The following is a 17,666-nucleotide window of genomic DNA, read 5'->3' on the forward strand; positions in this document are numbered from 1 at the left end:
AACCGCCGCGTAAGAGAGAGAGTTACATATAAAAAAGGAGAGAATATACCATGAAAACTGTTAAGGTTGGTTCGGTAGGTCTGGGTCGTCTGGGTTATGAGCACGCGAAGAACCTTGCAACGCAGGTTCCGGGCTGCGAACTGGCAGCCATCTGCGACGTAGATGCAAACCGCGTAAAGGAAGTTGCGGCAGAGCTCGGCGTGCCGAATACTTACACCGATTTTGAGGAAATGTGCAAGAATCCGGAGCTGGACGCGATCGTTATCGTTTCCCCGTCCTTCCTGCACTGCCAGCAGATTGAAATTGCCATGAACCACGGTAAGCACGTGTTCTGCGAGAAGCCGCTCGGCACGGATGTTGCACAGTGCAAGGCTGCCGAGAAGGTCATCGAGGCACATCCTGACCTGATTTTCCAGCTTGGCTTCATGCGCCGCTTTGACAAGTCCTACGCCGAGGCAAAGCGCAAGATTGACAACGGCGATATCGGCAAGGTTGTTCTGGTTCGCTCCTACACGCAGGACCCGCGTTCCACCATCGAGTCTACCCTCAAGTTTGCACCGCACTCCGGCGGTCAGTACCTCGATATGTGCGTACATGATATCGACCTCATCCGCTGGTTCACCGGCTCGGATGTCAAGAATGTATGGGCAATCGGCGGCGTATTCGAGTTCGACCTGTACAAGGAGCTGAACGATGCGGACAACGCAGCTGCTACCATCCAGATGGAGAACGGCGCAATGGGCTTCATGTTCACCAACCGCACCCATGCCGCAGGCTGCAATGTCGAGACCGAGATTATCGGCACCCACGGCACGCTGCGCATTGCAAACGTTGGCGCAAAGAACCTGCTGAATATCGTGGACGAGCACGGCTCCCGCGAGGAGTATTATCCGGACTTCATGAGCCGCTGGCACGAGGCTTTCGTAGCCGAGATGGTTGCCTTCACCGGCCATGTCCGCGACAACACCAAGCCGGCTGACCTCACCGTTTATGACGGCACCGCCGTTTCCGAGGCTGCTTACCGCTGCAAGGAATCCTTCGAGACCGGCAAGATGCTGCCGATTCGATAAAATCAGCATAGAGAAAGCCTGTCACCATAGGTGGCAGGCTTTCTGTTATCCGCAGCCCTGCCGGACCGCAGCGGGCGAAGCGCTGCATTGAGTTTTCATCGCAGGAGCGCTATAATAAGTTTATCTGATTATATGTACCGCGATCTGACAAAAGGCAGTATCGCCAAAGGTTTGATCTGGTTTGCGCTGGCAGGGCCGGTCGGTGAGGTCGGTATCCGGATTGCTATTCCGACCGGCTGTTTTTTCGCGGATACTATTTCCACCGCAGAAAGGCGCTTTTGCCGCGGAATTGAGGGAAAAGGAGCGTTTTTATGATTCAATGCTTTGTGAAAAAGGAATATGAAGCGCCATTCGGCCTGACGCAGATGCCGCGTCTGTTTTCGGTCAGCCGCACAGATGAGAAGGCGTCGGCGCATCCGCGTGTTATGCACGCGCATGACGATTTAGTGGAAATTGTACTCGTGCGAGGCGGCGAGAGCCGCTATTTTGTCGGCGGCACGCCGTATGAGGCACGCCGCGGCGATCTGTTCATCTTCAACAGCCGCGTCGTGCACGATGAGCCGTCCGGACCGGATCGTCCGGTGGCAACCTCGAGTCTGGCGCTTGGCGGACTGGCTGTGCCCGGACTGCGCGAAAATACGCTGATCGCGGAGGATTCGTGTCCGGTGTGCCGCCTGACCGAGCCGCAGACCGTGCGGCTGGAGCATCTGTACGACGTGCTTTACGATGAGCTGACCGAGGGCAACGACGACGGTGCGCATCATCTTCTGCTTGCGATCCTGACGCTCGTGCAGCAGTTCCGCGCGACCGCAGCCGAGGGCAGCACGCACAGCGGCAACGCCTTTGCACAGCGCATCAAGGACTACATCGACAAGCATTTTGCGGACGAATTTTCTCTGCAGCAGATGGCGGATGTGCTGCATGTCAGTCCGTACTATCTGGCGCATATCTGCAAGGAAGTGACCGGATATTCGCCGCTGCAGTATGTTCTGCGCCGCAGGATTGGCGAAGCGCAGACGCTGCTCATCACAACTGATTTGCCGGTAACGCGGATTGCATCGCAGGTGGGGTATGACAACCCGAGTCATTTCAATGCGCAGTTTTCCAAGGCGGTGGGTATGGCGCCGAGGACTTTCAGAAAAGAGTATGTTTTCCACAAATGAGTTTGTTTGCCGGGTGTAGACGGTGGTTTGCCGTTCGCCTCTCAGGCGAAAACCCTGCGTATCAGCACAGACTATATGGTATACAAAAGACTCCCGTTCCAACCGGAACGGGAGCCTTTCTATATAAGAGGTGCAAAGAGTATGTGTTATTCGGTCTTCATATACAGCATGCGGATCGAATTGAGCACGCACAGCATAGCCACGCCGGTATCAGCGAATACGGCCAGCCACATGGATGCGATGCCGAACAGGCCGAGGAGCATAATAAGAATCTTGATCGCGAGTGCAAACACGATGTTCTCCTTGGAGACGATATTCGCCTTGCGGGCGATCTTGACCGAGATCGGGATGGAGGCCAGGTCGGCGTTCATGAACACCACGTCTGCAGCCTCGATTGCCGCGTCTGCGCCGCTGCCCATTGCCGCGCCGACATCTGCACCGGCGAGTACGGGAGCATCGTTGATGCCGTCACCGACGAACATAACCGCACCGCGCTTCTCGCGGATATCGGTCAGCGCCGAAAGCTTATCCTGCGGGAGCAGGCGGGCACGCACTTCGTCAATGCCGACTTCCTGTGCAACCGCGTCCGCACTGGCCTGACCGTCACCGGTCAGCATGGCGGTGGTGAGTCCCTGAGCCTTCATGCGGCTGATTGCGGATTTGGCATCTGCCTTAATGGTATCGGCAATGTCAACATGACCGAGGAAGTGACCGTCCATCGCCAGCAGCACTTCCGTGCTGCCCGGGGTGCCGTGGTAGCCGGAAAGGTCGATATTATTGCGTTCCATCAGTTTTACGTTGCCGCAGAGTATAGTTTTGCCTTCCAGCTCGGCGGAAATGCCTTCGCCGGCCTGCTCGCGGATGTTCTCAACCGTTGCACCAACGGCAACAAGAGAAAAGTCGCCGGCCTTTGCCGCGGACGCTTTGCGCTCCTCGTAGGAGTTGATGATGGACTTGGCGATCGGGTGGGTGGAAGCGCCCTCGCAGGCGGCAGCCAGCCACAGAAGCTCATTCTCATCGAGCGGAACGCCCTGCGCCGGAACGACCTTCTGTACCACAAAGTTGCCCTTGGTGATGGTGCCGGTCTTATCCATAACAATGGTTTTAACGTTATTCAGTGCTTCCAGAGAAGCGCCGCCCTTGAACAGGATACCGCGCCTGGAGCCTGCGCCGATGCCGGAGAAGTAGGTCAGCGGTACGCTGAGCACCAGTGCGCACGGGCAGGAAATTACAAGGAAGGTCATCGCGGTGTAGACCCACTTGTGCCACTCGCCGGTAACAAGGCTCGGGATAATGGCGGTCAGCAGGGCAATTGCAACAACTGCCGGGGTGTAAACGCGGGAAAAACGGGTGATAAAGCGGTCGATCTTCGGCTTGCGGGCCGCTGCGTTCTCCACGCTGTCGAGAATGCGCTGTACCATGCTTTCAGCGAGAATGTGGGTGACGCGCAGCTTGATCGCGCCGTCAGTGTTGACACAGCCGGAGGTTGCCTTGTCGCCGGCAGCGACACGAACCGGAACCGGCTCACCGGTAACAGCCGAGGTATCCAGACGGCTTTCGCCTTCGACAACCTCGCCGTCCAGCGGAACGCGGTCGCCCGGGCGTACCAGAACAATGTCGCCCTCCTGTGCGTCCTCGGCCGGAATAACCTCGATTTCGCCGTTGTCCTTGACCAGATTTACCGTCTCGGGACGCAGGTCGATCGCGTCCATGATCTGCTTGCGCGAACGGTCAACCGCACGGTCCTCAAAGTATTCGCCGACACGGTAGAACAGCATAACGCCGACGGCCTCGTCGAACGAGCCGACCGCCCATGCGCCGATGGTTGCAACGGCCATCAGGAAGTTTTCGTCAAATACCTGACCGCGGCCGATGTTCTTGACAGCCGTCAGCAGGACATGGCGGCCGAGCAGCAGGTAAGCCGCGATGAGCAGCACCAGCTTGACAGCCATGACCGGAATGAGCAGACCGGCAACGAACAGCGCTGCACCGATGAGCATTTCAGCAAGCGGATGGCTGCTGCTCTCTTCCTTTTCCTCCTCGGGAGCGATTACCTTGACGTCACTCTCGATATTTGAGCAGATTTTGCGGATTTCGGGGAGCAGTGCATCAGGATTGTCACCCTTGATACGTAGCTGCTTGGTCTCATAAACCAGTACGCAGTCATCGATACCGTCGAGCTGGCTGATCTGGTGCTGCATTTTCGCGGCACAGTGCGCACAGCCGAGGTTTTCGAGCGTGTAAACGCGCTGACCGTCCTTGCCGTAGTGCTTGGGCTTGGGTGCGATGACCTTGGCTTCACTCTCAATGCCGGAGCAGATTTTGCGGATTTCAGGCAAGAGCGCATCCGGATTTTCGCCGGTTACGCGCAGCTGCTTGGTCTCAAATACGAGAACGCAGTCCTCCACGCCCTCGAGTTCGCTGATGCGCTGCTCCATTTTTGCCGCGCAGTGTGCGCAGCCGACATTCTGCAGCGTGTACACGCGCTTGACGCTGTGCGCGCCGGCGGCGTGCTCGTGATGGTGATGCTCGTGCTCCTCGTCCTCATCGTGGTGGTGATGGTGTCCGCAGCCGCAGTCGCAGTCATCGTCATGATGGTGGTGGTGCTCGTGCTCCTCGTCCTCATCGTGGTGATGATGATGTCCGCAGTCGCAGTCATCGTCATGATGATGGTGGTGCTCGTGCTCCTCGTCCTCATCATGGTGGTGATGGTGTCCGCAGTCGCAGTCATCGTCGTCATGATGATGGTGATGCTCATGTTCATCCTCGTCGTGATGGTGATGATGACCGCAGCCGCAGTCGCAGTCATCGCCGTCATGATGATGGTGGTGCTCATGTTCGTCCTCATCGTGGTGGTGATGATGCCCGCAGCCGCAGTCGCATTCATCTTCATCGTGTTCGTGATGATGATGTTCGTGCTCATGCACTTCTTCATTTAATAAGGTATCCTCATGCTTGTGTTCGTCTGCCATTTTGGATCGCCTCCTGTCGGTGATAGTCGATAACATATGAACGATTGCTCATATGTTCATGTATTCATATTATAACCGAAGAAAGGGAAAGTCAATAGCGGTATACGAAAAATGTGCACAAAAGGCAGGAGGCAAAACTTCGCATTTTGCGCGCATTTCAGCCGGTTTTGCGAAAAATGCAAGCCGGAAAGGGAATACCTGCATCCGTCTAAACTGACCGAACCCGAGCGTTATTCACAAAGAAAAAGCGGATAAAAATGATAGACTTAACAAGATGTACAAAGTTTCCCTGTATTTTATTCGATTTTTTTTTGCTTTTGGTCTTGCCAATACTGTACAAAAACCAGTATAATCTATACTGTAAGGCTATGCTTCACGCATAGCCAGCCAATTTCTGAAGAAGAGGAAGCCGGGCGCGCGTCCGGTTCTTCTTGCGCAAAATATTAGAGAGGTGAAAGAAATGGCGTATTCGTTCCGTGGCGGCATACACCCGGGTACTCACGCAGACCCGGGCTATAAATCCGCGACAAACACCAAGCCGATCGAGAAGCTGGCATTGCCCGATGAGGTAATCCTGCCGGTTTCCATGCACATCGGCGCACCGGCAAAGCCGATCGTTTCGGTTGGCGACACCGTGGACCTGGGACAGCCTATCGCGGAAGCCGGCGGCTTTGTCAGCGCTCCTGTCCATGCTACCGTTTCCGGTAAGGTAAAGGCAATCGAGCCTCGCCTGCATCCGAACGGCAGCAAGGTTCTGTCCATCGTAATTGAAAATGATGGCGAGGACCGCAAGCACGAGTCCGTGCATCCCTACGACTTCGCTTCCATGAGCAATGAGGAGCGTATCGAGTGCATCCGTTCTGCCGGTATTGTCGGCCATGGCGGTGCAACCTTCCCGACCCATGTCAAGATCCAGTCCGGTATCGGCAAGTGCGACACGGTCATCATCAACGCTGCAGAGTGTGAGCCGTACATCACGTCCGACCATCGCCTGCTGCTCGAGCGTCCGGAAGAGACCATCGGCGGCCTGAAGATGCTGGCCGACATCATGGGCGTACAGACCGCGATTATTGCAATCGAGGAAAACAAGAAGGACACCTTCGCCAAGATCGAGGAGCTGATCGCGGACGATTCCCGCCTCAAGCTGTATCCGCTGACCTGCAAGTACCCGCAGGGCGCTGAGAAGCAGCTGATCAATGCCTGCACCGGCCGTGAAGTTCCGTCCGGCAAGCTGCCGGCAGACGCCGGCTGCGCGGTATTCAACGTAGATACCGCAGGTGCGGTTTACCGCCGCTTCACCACCGGTATGCCGGTCATCCGCCGTATCGTTACCATCTCCGGTTCCGCTGTTGCTGAGCCGAAGAACCTCGAAGCACGCATCGGCACCCCGATCGAAAAGCTGATCGATGCCTGCGGCGGCTTCAAGGAAGCTCCGAACAAGCTCCTTGCCGGCGGCCCGATGATGGGCAATGCCCAGTTCTCTCTGGATGCCCCGGTTGTCAAGGGCACCAACGCATTCCTCGCCTTTGCAGGCAATGAGGATAAGCGCGTTAAGGATCCCCAGTGTATCCGCTGCGGCAAGTGCATCAACGCCTGCCCGATGCACCTCCTGCCGATCTACATGAATGTATACGGCAAGCAGGAGGATCTGGACAACGCCGTTGACTGCGGCATGATGGACTGCATCGAGTGCGGCTCCTGCGCTTATGTCTGCCCGGCTCGTATCCCGCTGGTTGCACAGTTCCGTCTGACCAAGGGCAAGATCCAGGCTAAGCGTGCTGCAGAGCGCGCCAAGGCTGAGGCTGAGAAGAAAAAGGCCGAGGCGGAGGCTGCTGCAAAGGCAGAGGCTGAAAAGCCCGCAGAGAACAAGTAAGGAGGAAAACGAAAATGGCTTATGATCTTAGCAAAGTAGTCGTAACCTCCTCGCCGCATATCAAGGCGGATGATGACACCCGGAGCCTTATGCTCGATGTGCTCATCGCACTTGTTCCGGCACTGGCGGTTGCTGTTTACACCTTCGGCGCTCGTGCGCTGATCCATGTTGTTATTGCAATGGTGGCAAGCCTTGTGTTTGAGACCATTTACAACAAAATCGTTCATCACCCGAACACCGTAGGCGACCTGTCCTGCCTGGTTACGGGCGTACTTATCGCATTCAACATTCCGGTTGCAGCTCCGCTGTGGCTGAGCGCTTTCGGTGCTCTGTTCGGCATCATCGTTGTTAAGATGCTGTTCGGCGGTATCGGCAAGAACTTTATGAACCCGGCACTCGGTGCCCGTGCGTTCATGATGGCATCCTGGGCCGGTTTCATGACCACCTGGACTGCTCCGCATGCAAACCTGCCGCTGTTCGGCAACGTAACCGTTACCGATGCGATTTCCACCGCAACTCCGCTGGCTACCCTCAAGACCGGTGCTGTACCGGCTGACACCGGCCTGCTGGAGATGCTGCTCGGCCAGACCGGCGGCGTTATCGGTGAGACCTCCGCGCTGGCTCTGCTGGCAGGCGGCGTTTACCTGCTGTGGCGCAAGGTTATCACCATCAACATTCCGGCAGCTTACATCCTTACTGTTGCTGTCATCACCTTCCTGTTCCCGCTGTCCGGCGATGTTTCCCGCGTACAGTGGATGCTCAGCCAGGTACTGTCCGGCGGCCTGATGCTCGGCGCGATCTTCATGGCTACCGACTACGTTACCAGCCCGGTTACCCCGAAGGGCCAGATTATCTTCGGCATTGGCTGCGGTCTGCTGACGGTATTCATCCGCTACTTCGGCGGTCTGCCGGAGGGCGTATCCTACTCCATCCTGATCATGAACACGCTGGTTTGGGCAATCGACAAGAAGACCCATCCGCGCAAGTTCGGCTATCAGCTTGACAAGGCTAAGAAGGAGGCGCAGTAAATCATGGATAACAGCAAAAAGGAAGGCGGCATCGTACAGCTTGTCGTCGTACTGGGCCTCATCACGTTCATCTGTGCACTGCTGCTGGGCGTTATCAACGGTGTAACCGCGGATAAGATCACCCAGAACGGTATCGAAACCCGCAACGCAGCAATGGCAGAGATCATCCCGGACGCTGATTTCGAGGATCTCGACACCGCACTGTCCGCTGAGGACGTTGCAGCCGCTGGCGTAACCCTGCCGGCAGGCCGTACCGCTGCTCAGATCGACGGCGTTTACAAGGCAACCAAGGACGGCGAAGAGATCGGCTACTGCGTACAGGTAGAGCCGAAGGGCTTCGGCGGCAACCTGACGATGATCGTCGGCATCAACGCGGACGGCACCGTTGCAGGCGCAAAGGTAACCTCTCACGCTGAGACCCCGGGCCTCGGTGCGAAGAGCCAGGCAGACCCGAACTGGATCACCCAGTTTGCAGGTCAGACTGCTGACGGTCAGCTCAAGGTGACCAAGGACGGCGGCACGATCAATGCGATCACCGGCGCTACCATCACCTCCCGTGCTGTAACCGACGGCGTTAATACTGCGGCAGCATATGTCGCTACTCTGGGTTAAGGAGGAAAAGCCAAATGAAATTTTCTGAACAGCTGAAATCGGGCGTTATCCTCGATAACCCGGTTTTCATGCAGACGATCGGTCTTTGCCCGACGCTGGCAACCACTACTTCTCTGCAGAATGCGATTGGCATGGGCGCGGCGGCTACCGTCGTTCTCATCTGCTCCAATATCGTTATTTCCGCGATGCGCAGAATTATCCCGGATAAGATCCGCATCGCAGCATTTATCACGATCATCGCAACCTTCGTAACCATGATCGACCTGTCCATGCAGGCATTCCTGCCGTCGCTGGCATCGTCCCTTGGTCTGTTCCTGCCGCTGATCGTAGTAAACTGCATCATCCTCGGCCGTGCCGAGGCGTATGCTTCCAAGAACAAGGTTCTGCCGTCCGCACTCGACGGTGTTGTAATGGGTCTGGGCTTCACCTTCGCTCTGGTACTCATGGGCTTCTTCCGTGAGCTGCTCGGCGCAGGCACCATCCTGTCCGGTTACGTTAACGGCGTTAACGGCATCGCAGTTCCGTTCTTCAACTCCAACCCGATGGTCATGATGATCCTGCCGGCCGGCGGCTTCCTCATGATGGGCTTCATCCTGGCTGCGATCCAGAAGATCATGGCTCGAAAGGAGGACAAGTAAGTGTTTAATTTACCTGCCTCTATGGGTTTGACCGATATCCTGTCGCTCGCAATCGCGGCAATCCTGGTCAACAACTACATTCTCGTTCAGTTCCTCGGCTGCTGCTCGTTCTTCGGCGTATCCAAGAAGACCGACACCGCGCTCGGCATGGGCATGGCGGTTATCTTCGTTATGGCGATCGCTTCCGCAGCATCCTGGGCTGTACAGTACTTCATTCTCGAACCCCTGGGTCTGGGCTACATGCAGACCATCGCGTTCATTCTCGTAATTGCAACGCTGGTTCAGTTCGTCGAGATGTTCATGAAGAAGGCTATGCCGTCGCTGTACTCTGCGCTCGGTATCTTCCTGCCGCTGATCACCACCAACTGTGCGGTGCTCGGTGCTGCTAAGACCAACATTTCCAACAGCTATTCTTTCATCGGCTCTCTGGTATACGGCGTTGCAGCCGGTGTCGGCTACACGCTGGCAATCGTGCTGTTCGCTTCCATCCGTGAGCGTCTGGACGCTACTTCCAAGTGCCCGAAGTGCTTTGAAGGCTTCCCGATCTCGCTGGTTGCAGCAGCGCTGCTGGCTATGTCCTTCATGGGCTTCTCCGGCCTGTCGATTTGGTAAGGGAGGACACAAGAAATGGATATGCAAAATGTTATTTACGCGGTAGCGGTACTGTTCATCATGGGTATCGTTTTCGCAATCCTGCTCGGCGTTGCCGCTAAGGTTTTCGCTGTAGAGGTTGACGAGCGCATCCCGCTGGTACGCGAGTGCCTGCCGGGCGCTAACTGCGGCGGCTGCGGTTTTCCGGGCTGTGATGGTCTGGCTGCTGCAATCGTAGAGGGCCGTGCGCCGGTAAACGGCTGCCCGGTCGGCGGTGCTGCTGCGGCTGAGAAGGTCGCAAAGGTACTCGGCGTTGAGGTTGCTGCCGGCGACCGTCAGGTTGCACACGTTTACTGCAACGGCGGCTGCAACGCAAAGGACAAGGCAAACTACGAGGGTCTGCAGGACTGCAACGCTGCAATGCGTGTAGCAAGCGGCCCGAAGGCTTGCTCCTTTGGCTGCATGGGCCTCGGCTCCTGCGTAAAGGCCTGTGCGTTTGACGCAATCCACATCGTGGACGGCGTTGCAAAGGTTGATACCGACAAGTGTGTTGCCTGCGGCAAGTGTGTTTCCACCTGCCCGAAGAAGATCATTAACCTGGTATCCGAGGTCAAGAAGGTTCACGTTAACTGCGTGAACAAGGACAAGGGCCCGGAGGTTATGAAGGTTTGCTCCAATGGCTGTATCGGCTGTAAGATGTGCGAGAAGACCTGTAAGTTCGATGCAATTCACGTAGTAGACGGCGTTGCCAAGATCGACTACGACAAGTGCAAGAACTGCAAGATGTGCACCAAGGTTTGCCCGAAGGGCTGCATCGAGCCGGTTCCGACCGAGGAAGAGAAGGCCAAGTTCAAGGAAATGCAGGCTAAGCAGGCTGCTGCTGCCAAGGCTAAGGCTGAGGCTGCAAAGCAGGCCGCTGAAGCAAAGGCTGCTGAGGACAAGTAATGACCGATCATCTGCACCCTGTGCTGGATGACGCTGCGATCGCCCGCATGACGAGTCTTGCACTCGCCCATGTGGGCGACGCTGTTTATGAGATACTCGTGCGCACGCATCTGGCGTGCGGCGGCACTCAGACCGCGAAAAACCTGCACAGCCGTACGATCCAGCTCGTTCGTGCGTCCGCGCAGGCGGAAGCGGTAAAGCGCATTCAGCCTATGCTCGATGAAGACGAGCAGACCGTTCTGCGTCACGGACGCAACGCAAAGCCGAAATCCGTGCCGAAGTCGGCCTCCGTGGCAGAGTATGCCTACGCGACCGCACTCGAGGCGCTGTTCGGCTGGCTGTACCTCAAGGGACGCTATGAGCGTATCAATGCGCTGTTTGAGGTTATCTGTCAAGGGTTTGACGCGAAATGAACAAAGAGAACCGCGGAAGCGGTTCTCTTTTTGTTTGCAGTAATTGAGAATGGAAAATGGAGAATTGACCAGATGGTTTTCATTCTCCATTTTTGCATTTTACGGGTGTTTTTTCGTTAGAAAAGGTGCGCCGAGTCGGCGCACCCTACGGTATAACATTTATCATCAGATGAAATTCGCAGGTGCTGTCTGTAGCTGCCAGGCCAATGAGTTGCGCGACACGGGTATCCCCCAGGGGACCTTCTCTTGCCTTTCGGGCAATTCACCTCGTGTCGCGCCTGCGGAGAGTAAACCGCCTGTGTAGCAGTAAGCTATCTGTGAACCGCGAATATTTCACGAAAGATACGCAAGAGTAACCCGACTGCCGTTCTCCTTCTCGAAGCGGTCGCCGGTCTCCGGTCTGCGCCGGGTTAAGAAACAAAGGGAAACGGGAGTCAAGAGGGTAGAAACCGCAGGTGTCTACCCTTTTGCCCCCGCGGCGTGGTACGCCGTCCCCAGCGGGCAGCGAAATTTGTGATGTTTCTGTGTTTTCGCTTGTGCCTGTTCCGAAATAGTGTTATACTGATAGCGTTCGTAAAATACAGAAAAGGGAGCATAGTAATATGAGCAAGTTAGTGCAGCGCATCGTTGCGCTGGTCGTTATGCTGGCTGTCGTTATGAGCGCAACTGCATACGGCGCATCCACCTTTGTGGTGGATTATCAGGAGCTGAAAAGCGATGCACCGGTCGTTATGACGGTCAACGGTGAGGAAATCCACGCAGATGAGTATGCAAGCTATATGATGAGCCAGATCATCAATTATCAGCAGATGTACTCTATGTACGGTCTCTCTGAGAAGAATATGGCATCTACATTCGGCGATGCCGCAAAGGAGTCCGCAAAGCAGCAGGTCGCTCTGATCCATATCGTTAAGCAGAAGATGGATGAGCTGGGTCTGTCCCTGTCGTACAGCCAGAAGAAGAACATTGTTATGGCAAACAAGCAGAATGCGGAGCAGCTCGGCGGCGAGGACGCTTATCTGCAGCGTCTGGCTTCGATCGGCTTTGACATGGATAACTACAATAACTACCAGTATGTCAGCGCATGCGCACAGGTGCTGAAGGATTACTACTTCGGTGAGAACGGCGTAAATGTTCCGAGTGATGACGAGCTGCAGAAGTATTTCGATGACAACTACATCACTGCAAAGCACATCCTCATTCTGACTACGAATCCGTCCACCGGCGAGACCACCCGCACCGATGAGGAAGCGAAGAAGGAAGCACAGGCGGTTCTGGATCGTCTGAACAACGGCGAGGACTTTGACGCGCTGCTGACCGAGAAGAACGAGGATGCAGGCGAAGCACAGTATGCCAAGGGCTATACCTTCACCGAGGGTCAAATGGTAGACGAGTTCTACAACGCTGCCAAGGCGCTGCAGGAAGGCGAAGTTTCCGGCCTGGTTAAGAGCAAGTACGGCTACCACATCATCAAGCGCTGCGAGCTGAATCAGGATGAGTTCGAGAATATGCGCGACGCGATCATCGCAGCAGTTGCTTCCGAAAAGGGAACTGCCGGCTCGATCGACGAGATGATGCAGCAGTGGATCGACGAGGCTGACATCCAGACCACCGATGCTTACGACGAGATCACCTATGATAACACCAAGGACTATCTGCCGGCTGACGTGCAGACTGTTCTGAACAGCAATACATCGGATGATGACGGCAATGCGCAGACTGAGGACGCGCAGAGCGAAGACCAGACCTCGACCGACAGCCAGACCGCGACTGACGAGGCGCAGACGGCTACTACCGAGTCCGCTCAGTAAAACCGCAAAACAGAAAGGACGCTCAAGGAGCGTCCTTTCTTCATGTCTGCGTGAGGTTTAGAAGCCAAACGCCGCATAATCCTCTGGCGTAAAGCGATGATAGACGGCATCACCGTCATCATCCAGCTTGATGCAGTAGCGGTAGCTGTCCGGTGTGCCGTCCTCGAAGTACACGAGGTAGTCAAACTCCTCGTTGCCCTCGAGCTTCTCACAGTGTACCTTGTCGGAAAACTGATGGAACACCGCAAGAATATCGTCAAAGCTGACCGTTAGACCGCGCATTACCTGCAGAAATGCACGCAGAAACGCGGGTTCCGGCAGCTGTTCATGTACATACTGTGTGCCTTCTGCGGAAATATGGAAGCAGAAGCGCTTGTCATCGCGGGTGACTTGGATTGCGCCAAGTGTGTCGGCGGTGTGCGCGGAAAGGGAAGCGAGCGCACGCTCAGTGCTGTCCGCGTCCTCCTCCGGTGTGCCGAGCAAACGCGCCACGGATTCCGTGGGATAATACAGCGTGATCGGGTGGTGGTCGTAGCCAATCTTGATTTGTGCCTCCTGAATGACATCGGTCAGGCTCTTTTCCAGCCGCTTATAATTCACAGAGTTCATAGGGAACACCTCGATAGTTTTTAATTCGATACGATTATAGCATACGATAGGAGAACGCGCAATATCGCGTCAAATGCCGAAAAAGTGTCGAATATGCACGAATATGCTTGCATATTTTCGGAAAATTCGATATAATATAGGTCTACGACGCTTATCCGAACAAAATGGGGGTAAGCGCCTTCTCTTGTCCGAAAGAGAAGAAAAGTGAGGAAGGAATCGGATACATGGAAGTATTTGCTGCGTTAATGAACAAAATCGACAGCGGGATCTGGGGGCTGCCCATGCTGGTGCTGCTGTGCGGTACGCATATTTTTATGACGTTCCGCACGGGCTTCATCCAGCGCAAGACCTTAACCGGCATCCGCCTGTCGGTGACAAAGGACCCGGATTCGCCGGGTGACGTCAGTCAGTTTCAGGCGCTGACGACTGCACTCGCATCGACCATCGGCACGGGTAACATCATTGGTGTCGGCACGGCCATCTATCTCGGCGGACCGGGTGCTGTGCTGTGGTGCTGGCTGACCGGCGTGTTCGGCATTGCCACAAAGTACGCGGAGAGCCTGATCGCGGTCAAGTACCGTGTGCAGACCGCGGACGGCCGCATGATGGGCGGTGCGATGTACGCGCTTGAGCGCGGCCTCAAGTGGAAGAAGTTCGGCAAGGTGATGGCGGTGCTGTTTGCGCTGTTCGCTATGCTCGCCTCGTTCGGCATCGGCTGCGGCACGCAGATCAACGCCATTGCCGAGGTGCTGGAGACCAACCTTCCCATCAGCCTGCCGCGTATCGCAATCGGCATTATTTTCGGCATTATCACCGCGATTATCATTATTGGCGGCATTGAATCCATTGCAGTTGTGTGCGAAAAACTGGTGCCGCTGATGGCGCTGTTCTATGTGGTCGGCTGCATCGTTATTCTATGCGCCAACTACGATTTTTTGCTGCCGGCTCTCAAGGCCATTTTCGTGCTGGCGTTCAAGCCGGGCGCGGTGACCGGCGGACTGGTCGGCGGCGGCATCCGTCTGGCTCTGCAGTACGGCGTGGCACGCGGCTTGTTCTCGAATGAGTCCGGCATGGGTTCGGCGCCGCTGGTTGCCAGCGCGGCACAGACGCGCAATCCGGTGCGGCAGGCGCTCGTTTCCGCGACCGGCACCTTCTGGACGACGGTTGTCGTGTGCCTGATGACCGGTCTGGTGCTCATCTCCTCGATGATGAAAAATCCGGCGGTCAGCGTGGAAAACATGGCAAACGGCGGTCAGATGACCACGGCGGCATTCGCACAGATTCCGTATATCGGTCCGCTGATTTTGATGGTCAGCATCATTACGTTCGCGTACTCCACCATCCTCGGATGGTCGTACTACGGCGAGCGTGCAGCTGAGTATCTGCTCGGTAAAAAGGCAATTCTGCCGTATAAGGTGCTGTTTATCGCGGTCGTTGTGTGCGCACCCGTGCTTGCGCTCGACCTTGTGTGGACTATTGCGGACGTGCTGAATGCATTCATGGCCATCCCGAACCTGATCGCTGTGCTGCTGCTCTCCGGCGTGATCGCGGCAGAGACAAAGCATTATCTGAAGCATCTGGATGAAAAGGATGAGTCTGAGATTCCGGTTGTGGATCGGTAAGTAATTGAAAATGGAGAATGAAATCATTTCATTCTCCATTTCGTCATTTTGCAGGACAGATTGTGTATGGTTTGCAGAGGTTATATCGTAGGGACGCACAGTGTGCGCCCAAGACTCGTGTGATTCAACGTTGCATAGGCGAGCATTGCTCGCCCAGGCGGATACACAATGTGCAGATGGGTCATACGGCGGGCTGCCCTCAGCCCGCCGGTTCAAACGATAGGCACGCGTTTTATATCTATGTCTGGTACAGCCGCTCTTGCACAAAGGTACAAAAAGAGGTATACTAACTCTATCTGGACTATTCCACTGGAAGGAGCATCACCGATGCGAGATGGATTTATCAAAATTGCCGCGGCAACGCCTGATCTGCACGTTGCGGATTGTGCATATAATACCTCTGAGATCGTAAAGCTGGCGAAGGAGGCCGCTGCCAAAGGCGCGAAGCTCATCACATTCCCCGAGCTGTGCCTGACCGGCTATACCTGCGGCGACCTGTTCCTGCAGGAAACACTGCTCGAGGGCGCGATGCAGGCGCTGAACACGGTCTGCCGCGAGACCGCAGAGCTTGCGGCTGTCATCGTAGTCGGTCTGCCGCTGCGCGTGCGCGGTAAGCTGTACAATATGGCTGCTGTCGTAAACGCCGGTGATGTGCTGGCGTTTGTGCCGAAAACCCACATCCCGAACTACTCGGAGTTCTACGAGCAGCGCCATTTCGTGTCTGCGGACACCCTGTCCGGCGGAATGGAGAGCGTGGACATCAAGAATGCAGACGGCGAAACCGTCTGTGTGCCGCTGGTGACGGACACGATCTTCCAGTGCGACGAGCAGCCGCTGTTCACCTTCGGCGTGGAAATCTGCGAGGATCTGTGGGTGCCGAATCCGCCGTCTACTACGCTGGCGCAGATGGGCGCGCACATTATCGTCAACCTGTCCGCATCGGATGAGATCATCGGCAAGGCGGGCTATCGCCGCGACCTTGTTCGTCAGCAGTCCGGACGACTGCTGTGCGCGTACCTGTATGCGGACGCCGGCTTCGGTGAGTCCACGCAGGACCTCGTTTTTGCGGGTCACGATTTGATCGCCGAGAACGGCGCGCTGCTGGCTGAGAGCAAGATGTTCTCGCAGGGCATCATTTACGCGGATATCGACCTCCAGCGTCTGGCGCACGAGCGTCAGCGCATGAACACATTCGAGTCTATCGAGGGCAGCGTGTTCTCGTTCTCGCTCGAGCCGGTGGAGAACGACCTTGTTGACCGGACCTTCCCGCGCACGCCATTCGTTCCGGCGAACAAGGCGCTCCGCGACGAGCGCTGCGAGGAGATTCTCACGCTTCAGGCCACCGGTCTGGCGACCCGTCTGCGCCATACGCACGCGAAAACGGCGGTCGTCGGCCTGTCCGGCGGACTGGATTCCACACTCGCGCTCATCGTGCTCGTACATGCGTTTGATATGCTCGAACTCGACCGCAAGGGCATTCTGGCTGTCACCATGCCGTGCTTCGGCACAACCGCCCGTACCAAGGGCAACGCAGAAAAGCTGGCGGAAGCCTACGGCGTTACGCTCGAGACCGTGGACATCAAGGCGGCGGTCGATCAGCATTTCATGGATATCGGCCAGTCCAAGGACGATCTGTCTGTCACCTTTGAGAACGGTCAGGCGCGCATGCGCACGCTGGTACTGATGAACCTCGCCAACAAGAACGGCGGCATGGTTGTCGGTACGGGCGACCTGTCCGAGCTGGCGCTCGGCTGGGCGACCTACAACGGCGACCATATGAGTATGTACGGCGTGAACGGCTCTATCCCGAAAACGCTGGTGCGCTACCTTGTCGCTTACGAGGCAGACCGCACCCTCGGTGAGCTGTCCGACGTGCTGCAGGATGTGCTCGATACCCCGGTATCACCCGAGCTGCTGCCGCCTAAGGACGGCGAAATCAGCCAGAAGACCGAGGATCTGGTCGGTCCGTACGAGCTGCACGACTTTTTCCTGTATTACATGCTGCGTTTCGGCTATCCGCCGCGCAAGATCTTCCGTGCCGCACACAAGACCTTCGAGGGCGTGTACGATGACGCGACCATCAAGAAGTGGCTGACGACCTTTATGCGCCGCTTCTTTACGCAGCAGTTCAAGCGCTCCTGCCTGCCGGACGGCCCGAAGGTCGGTACCGTAACGCTTTCGCCGCGCGGCGACTGGCGTATGCCGTCGGACGCAGTGTCCGCGCTGTGGCTCAGGGAAGCGGAGAGCCTGTAACAGAATTTTTGACATAGGGCGGGTACTCCCGCCCTATGATATTCCAACACAAAGGAGAATCTCCTT

14 protein-coding genes are annotated in these 17,666 nt (G+C 56.3%); 12 read left to right on the forward strand and 2 right to left on the reverse strand.

What is annotated here, in order from left to right; genetic code table 11:
* Nucleotides 1-50: 50 nt before the first annotated feature.
* Both PGY33_RS02105 and PGY33_RS02110 read left to right on the forward strand, forming a co-directional pair.
* Nucleotides 51-1,070: a Gfo/Idh/MocA family oxidoreductase gene (locus PGY33_RS02105; protein ID WP_117491844.1), complete on the forward strand. Its 1,020-nt coding sequence runs from the start codon at nt 51-53 to the stop codon at nt 1,068-1,070.
* 311 nt (nt 1,071-1,381) lie between these two features.
* Entirely contained in the window at nt 1,382-2,233 is an 852-nt protein-coding gene (locus PGY33_RS02110) for a helix-turn-helix transcriptional regulator (RefSeq protein WP_270477106.1), read from the forward strand.
* Nucleotides 2,234-2,379: 146 nt separating this feature from the next.
* Here PGY33_RS02110 and PGY33_RS02115 read toward each other — a convergent pair whose 3' ends face one another.
* Nucleotides 2,380-5,205 carry a heavy metal translocating P-type ATPase gene (locus tag PGY33_RS02115; protein WP_118753460.1) on the reverse strand — a complete coding sequence of 942 codons (2,826 nt, stop codon included), beginning with the start codon at nt 5,203-5,205 and terminating at the stop codon, nt 2,380-2,382.
* A gap of 460 nt (nt 5,206-5,665) precedes the next feature.
* Here PGY33_RS02115 and rsxC point away from each other — a divergent pair, with 460 nt between their 5' ends.
* The 8 genes from rsxC to PGY33_RS02155 all read left to right on the forward strand — a co-directional run bounded on the left by rsxC (nt 5,666) and on the right by PGY33_RS02155 (nt 13,116).
* The gene (rsxC, locus tag PGY33_RS02120) at nt 5,666-7,078 is read left to right on the forward strand and encodes an electron transport complex subunit RsxC (protein ID WP_117750996.1); all 1,413 of its coding nucleotides are present in this window, start codon (nt 5,666-5,668) and stop codon (nt 7,076-7,078) included.
* Nucleotides 7,079-7,092: 14 nt separating this feature from the next.
* A complete protein-coding gene (locus PGY33_RS02125; RefSeq protein ID WP_270417859.1) occupies nt 7,093-8,106 on the forward strand; it encodes an RnfABCDGE type electron transport complex subunit D in 1,014 nt (337 codons plus the stop codon).
* Nucleotides 8,107-8,109: 3 nt separating this feature from the next.
* Entirely contained in the window at nt 8,110-8,718 is a 609-nt protein-coding gene (locus tag PGY33_RS02130) for an RnfABCDGE type electron transport complex subunit G (protein WP_118360072.1), read from the forward strand.
* A 14-nt stretch (nt 8,719-8,732) separates the two neighbouring features.
* Complete coding sequence (gene rsxE / locus PGY33_RS02135; RefSeq protein ID WP_118477953.1) at nt 8,733-9,356, forward strand: electron transport complex subunit RsxE; 624 nt, start codon at nt 8,733-8,735, stop codon at nt 9,354-9,356.
* Nucleotides 9,357-9,377: 21 nt separating this feature from the next.
* The gene (gene rsxA / locus PGY33_RS02140) at nt 9,378-9,968 is read left to right on the forward strand and encodes an electron transport complex subunit RsxA (RefSeq protein WP_110435485.1); all 591 of its coding nucleotides are present in this window, start codon (nt 9,378-9,380) and stop codon (nt 9,966-9,968) included.
* Nucleotides 9,969-9,983: 15 nt separating this feature from the next.
* Complete coding sequence (locus tag PGY33_RS02145; RefSeq protein WP_117488130.1) at nt 9,984-10,892, forward strand: RnfABCDGE type electron transport complex subunit B; 909 nt, start codon at nt 9,984-9,986, stop codon at nt 10,890-10,892.
* Complete coding sequence (locus tag PGY33_RS02150; protein WP_118477955.1) at nt 10,892-11,305, forward strand: Mini-ribonuclease 3; 414 nt, start codon at nt 10,892-10,894, stop codon at nt 11,303-11,305. Before PGY33_RS02145 ends, PGY33_RS02150 begins: the two co-directional genes overlap by 1 nt.
* A gap of 602 nt (nt 11,306-11,907) precedes the next feature.
* Nucleotides 11,908-13,116, forward strand: coding sequence for a peptidylprolyl isomerase (locus PGY33_RS02155; protein WP_270477111.1), 1,209 nt, complete (start codon nt 11,908-11,910; stop codon nt 13,114-13,116).
* 57 nt (nt 13,117-13,173) lie between these two features.
* On the opposite strand, the gene PGY33_RS02160 is transcribed toward PGY33_RS02155, so the two are convergent.
* Nucleotides 13,174-13,725, reverse strand: coding sequence for a DUF3877 family protein (locus PGY33_RS02160; RefSeq protein WP_270477113.1), 552 nt, complete (start codon nt 13,723-13,725; stop codon nt 13,174-13,176).
* A gap of 224 nt (nt 13,726-13,949) precedes the next feature.
* Between PGY33_RS02160 and PGY33_RS02165 the strand changes: the two genes are divergently transcribed.
* On the forward strand, nt 13,950-15,347 hold the full coding sequence (locus tag PGY33_RS02165; protein WP_270477115.1) for an alanine/glycine:cation symporter family protein: 1,398 nt from the start codon (nt 13,950-13,952) through the stop codon (nt 15,345-15,347).
* Nucleotides 15,348-15,674: 327 nt separating this feature from the next.
* Nucleotides 15,675-17,600, forward strand: a complete 1,926-nt coding sequence (locus PGY33_RS02170) for an NAD(+) synthase (protein WP_270477117.1) — start codon at nt 15,675-15,677, stop codon at nt 17,598-17,600.
* Nucleotides 17,601-17,666 lie beyond the last annotated feature (66 nt).

The organism is Butyricicoccus sp. AF18-9LB (assembly GCF_027684505.1).
Classification (GTDB): domain Bacteria; phylum Bacillota; class Clostridia; order Oscillospirales; family Butyricicoccaceae; genus Agathobaculum; species Agathobaculum butyriciproducens.

Bases quoted from the DNA above. Each gene is read 5' to 3' on its own strand.
- PGY33_RS02160 (WP_270477113.1), bottom strand. From the start codon at position 13,725: ATGAACTCTGTGAATTATAAGCGGCTGGAAAAGAGCCTGACCGATGTC.
- PGY33_RS02165 (WP_270477115.1), top strand. From the start codon at position 13,950: ATGGAAGTATTTGCTGCGTTAATGAACAAAATCGACAGCGGGATCTGG.
- PGY33_RS02105 (WP_117491844.1), top strand. From the start codon at position 51: ATGAAAACTGTTAAGGTTGGTTCGGTAGGTCTGGGTCGTCTGGGTTAT.
- PGY33_RS02125 (WP_270417859.1), top strand. From the start codon at position 7,093: ATGGCTTATGATCTTAGCAAAGTAGTCGTAACCTCCTCGCCGCATATC.
- PGY33_RS02130 (WP_118360072.1), top strand. From the start codon at position 8,110: ATGGATAACAGCAAAAAGGAAGGCGGCATCGTACAGCTTGTCGTCGTA.
- PGY33_RS02110 (WP_270477106.1), top strand. From the start codon at position 1,382: ATGATTCAATGCTTTGTGAAAAAGGAATATGAAGCGCCATTCGGCCTG.
- PGY33_RS02150 (WP_118477955.1), top strand. From the start codon at position 10,892: ATGACCGATCATCTGCACCCTGTGCTGGATGACGCTGCGATCGCCCGC.
- PGY33_RS02170 (WP_270477117.1), top strand. From the start codon at position 15,675: ATGCGAGATGGATTTATCAAAATTGCCGCGGCAACGCCTGATCTGCAC.
- PGY33_RS02145 (WP_117488130.1), top strand. From the start codon at position 9,984: ATGGATATGCAAAATGTTATTTACGCGGTAGCGGTACTGTTCATCATG.
- PGY33_RS02115 (WP_118753460.1), bottom strand. From the start codon at position 5,205: ATGGCAGACGAACACAAGCATGAGGATACCTTATTAAATGAAGAAGTG.
- PGY33_RS02155 (WP_270477111.1), top strand. From the start codon at position 11,908: ATGAGCAAGTTAGTGCAGCGCATCGTTGCGCTGGTCGTTATGCTGGCT.
- rsxE (WP_118477953.1), top strand. From the start codon at position 8,733: ATGAAATTTTCTGAACAGCTGAAATCGGGCGTTATCCTCGATAACCCG.
- rsxA (WP_110435485.1), top strand. From the start codon at position 9,378: ATGGGTTTGACCGATATCCTGTCGCTCGCAATCGCGGCAATCCTGGTC.
- rsxC (WP_117750996.1), top strand. From the start codon at position 5,666: ATGGCGTATTCGTTCCGTGGCGGCATACACCCGGGTACTCACGCAGAC.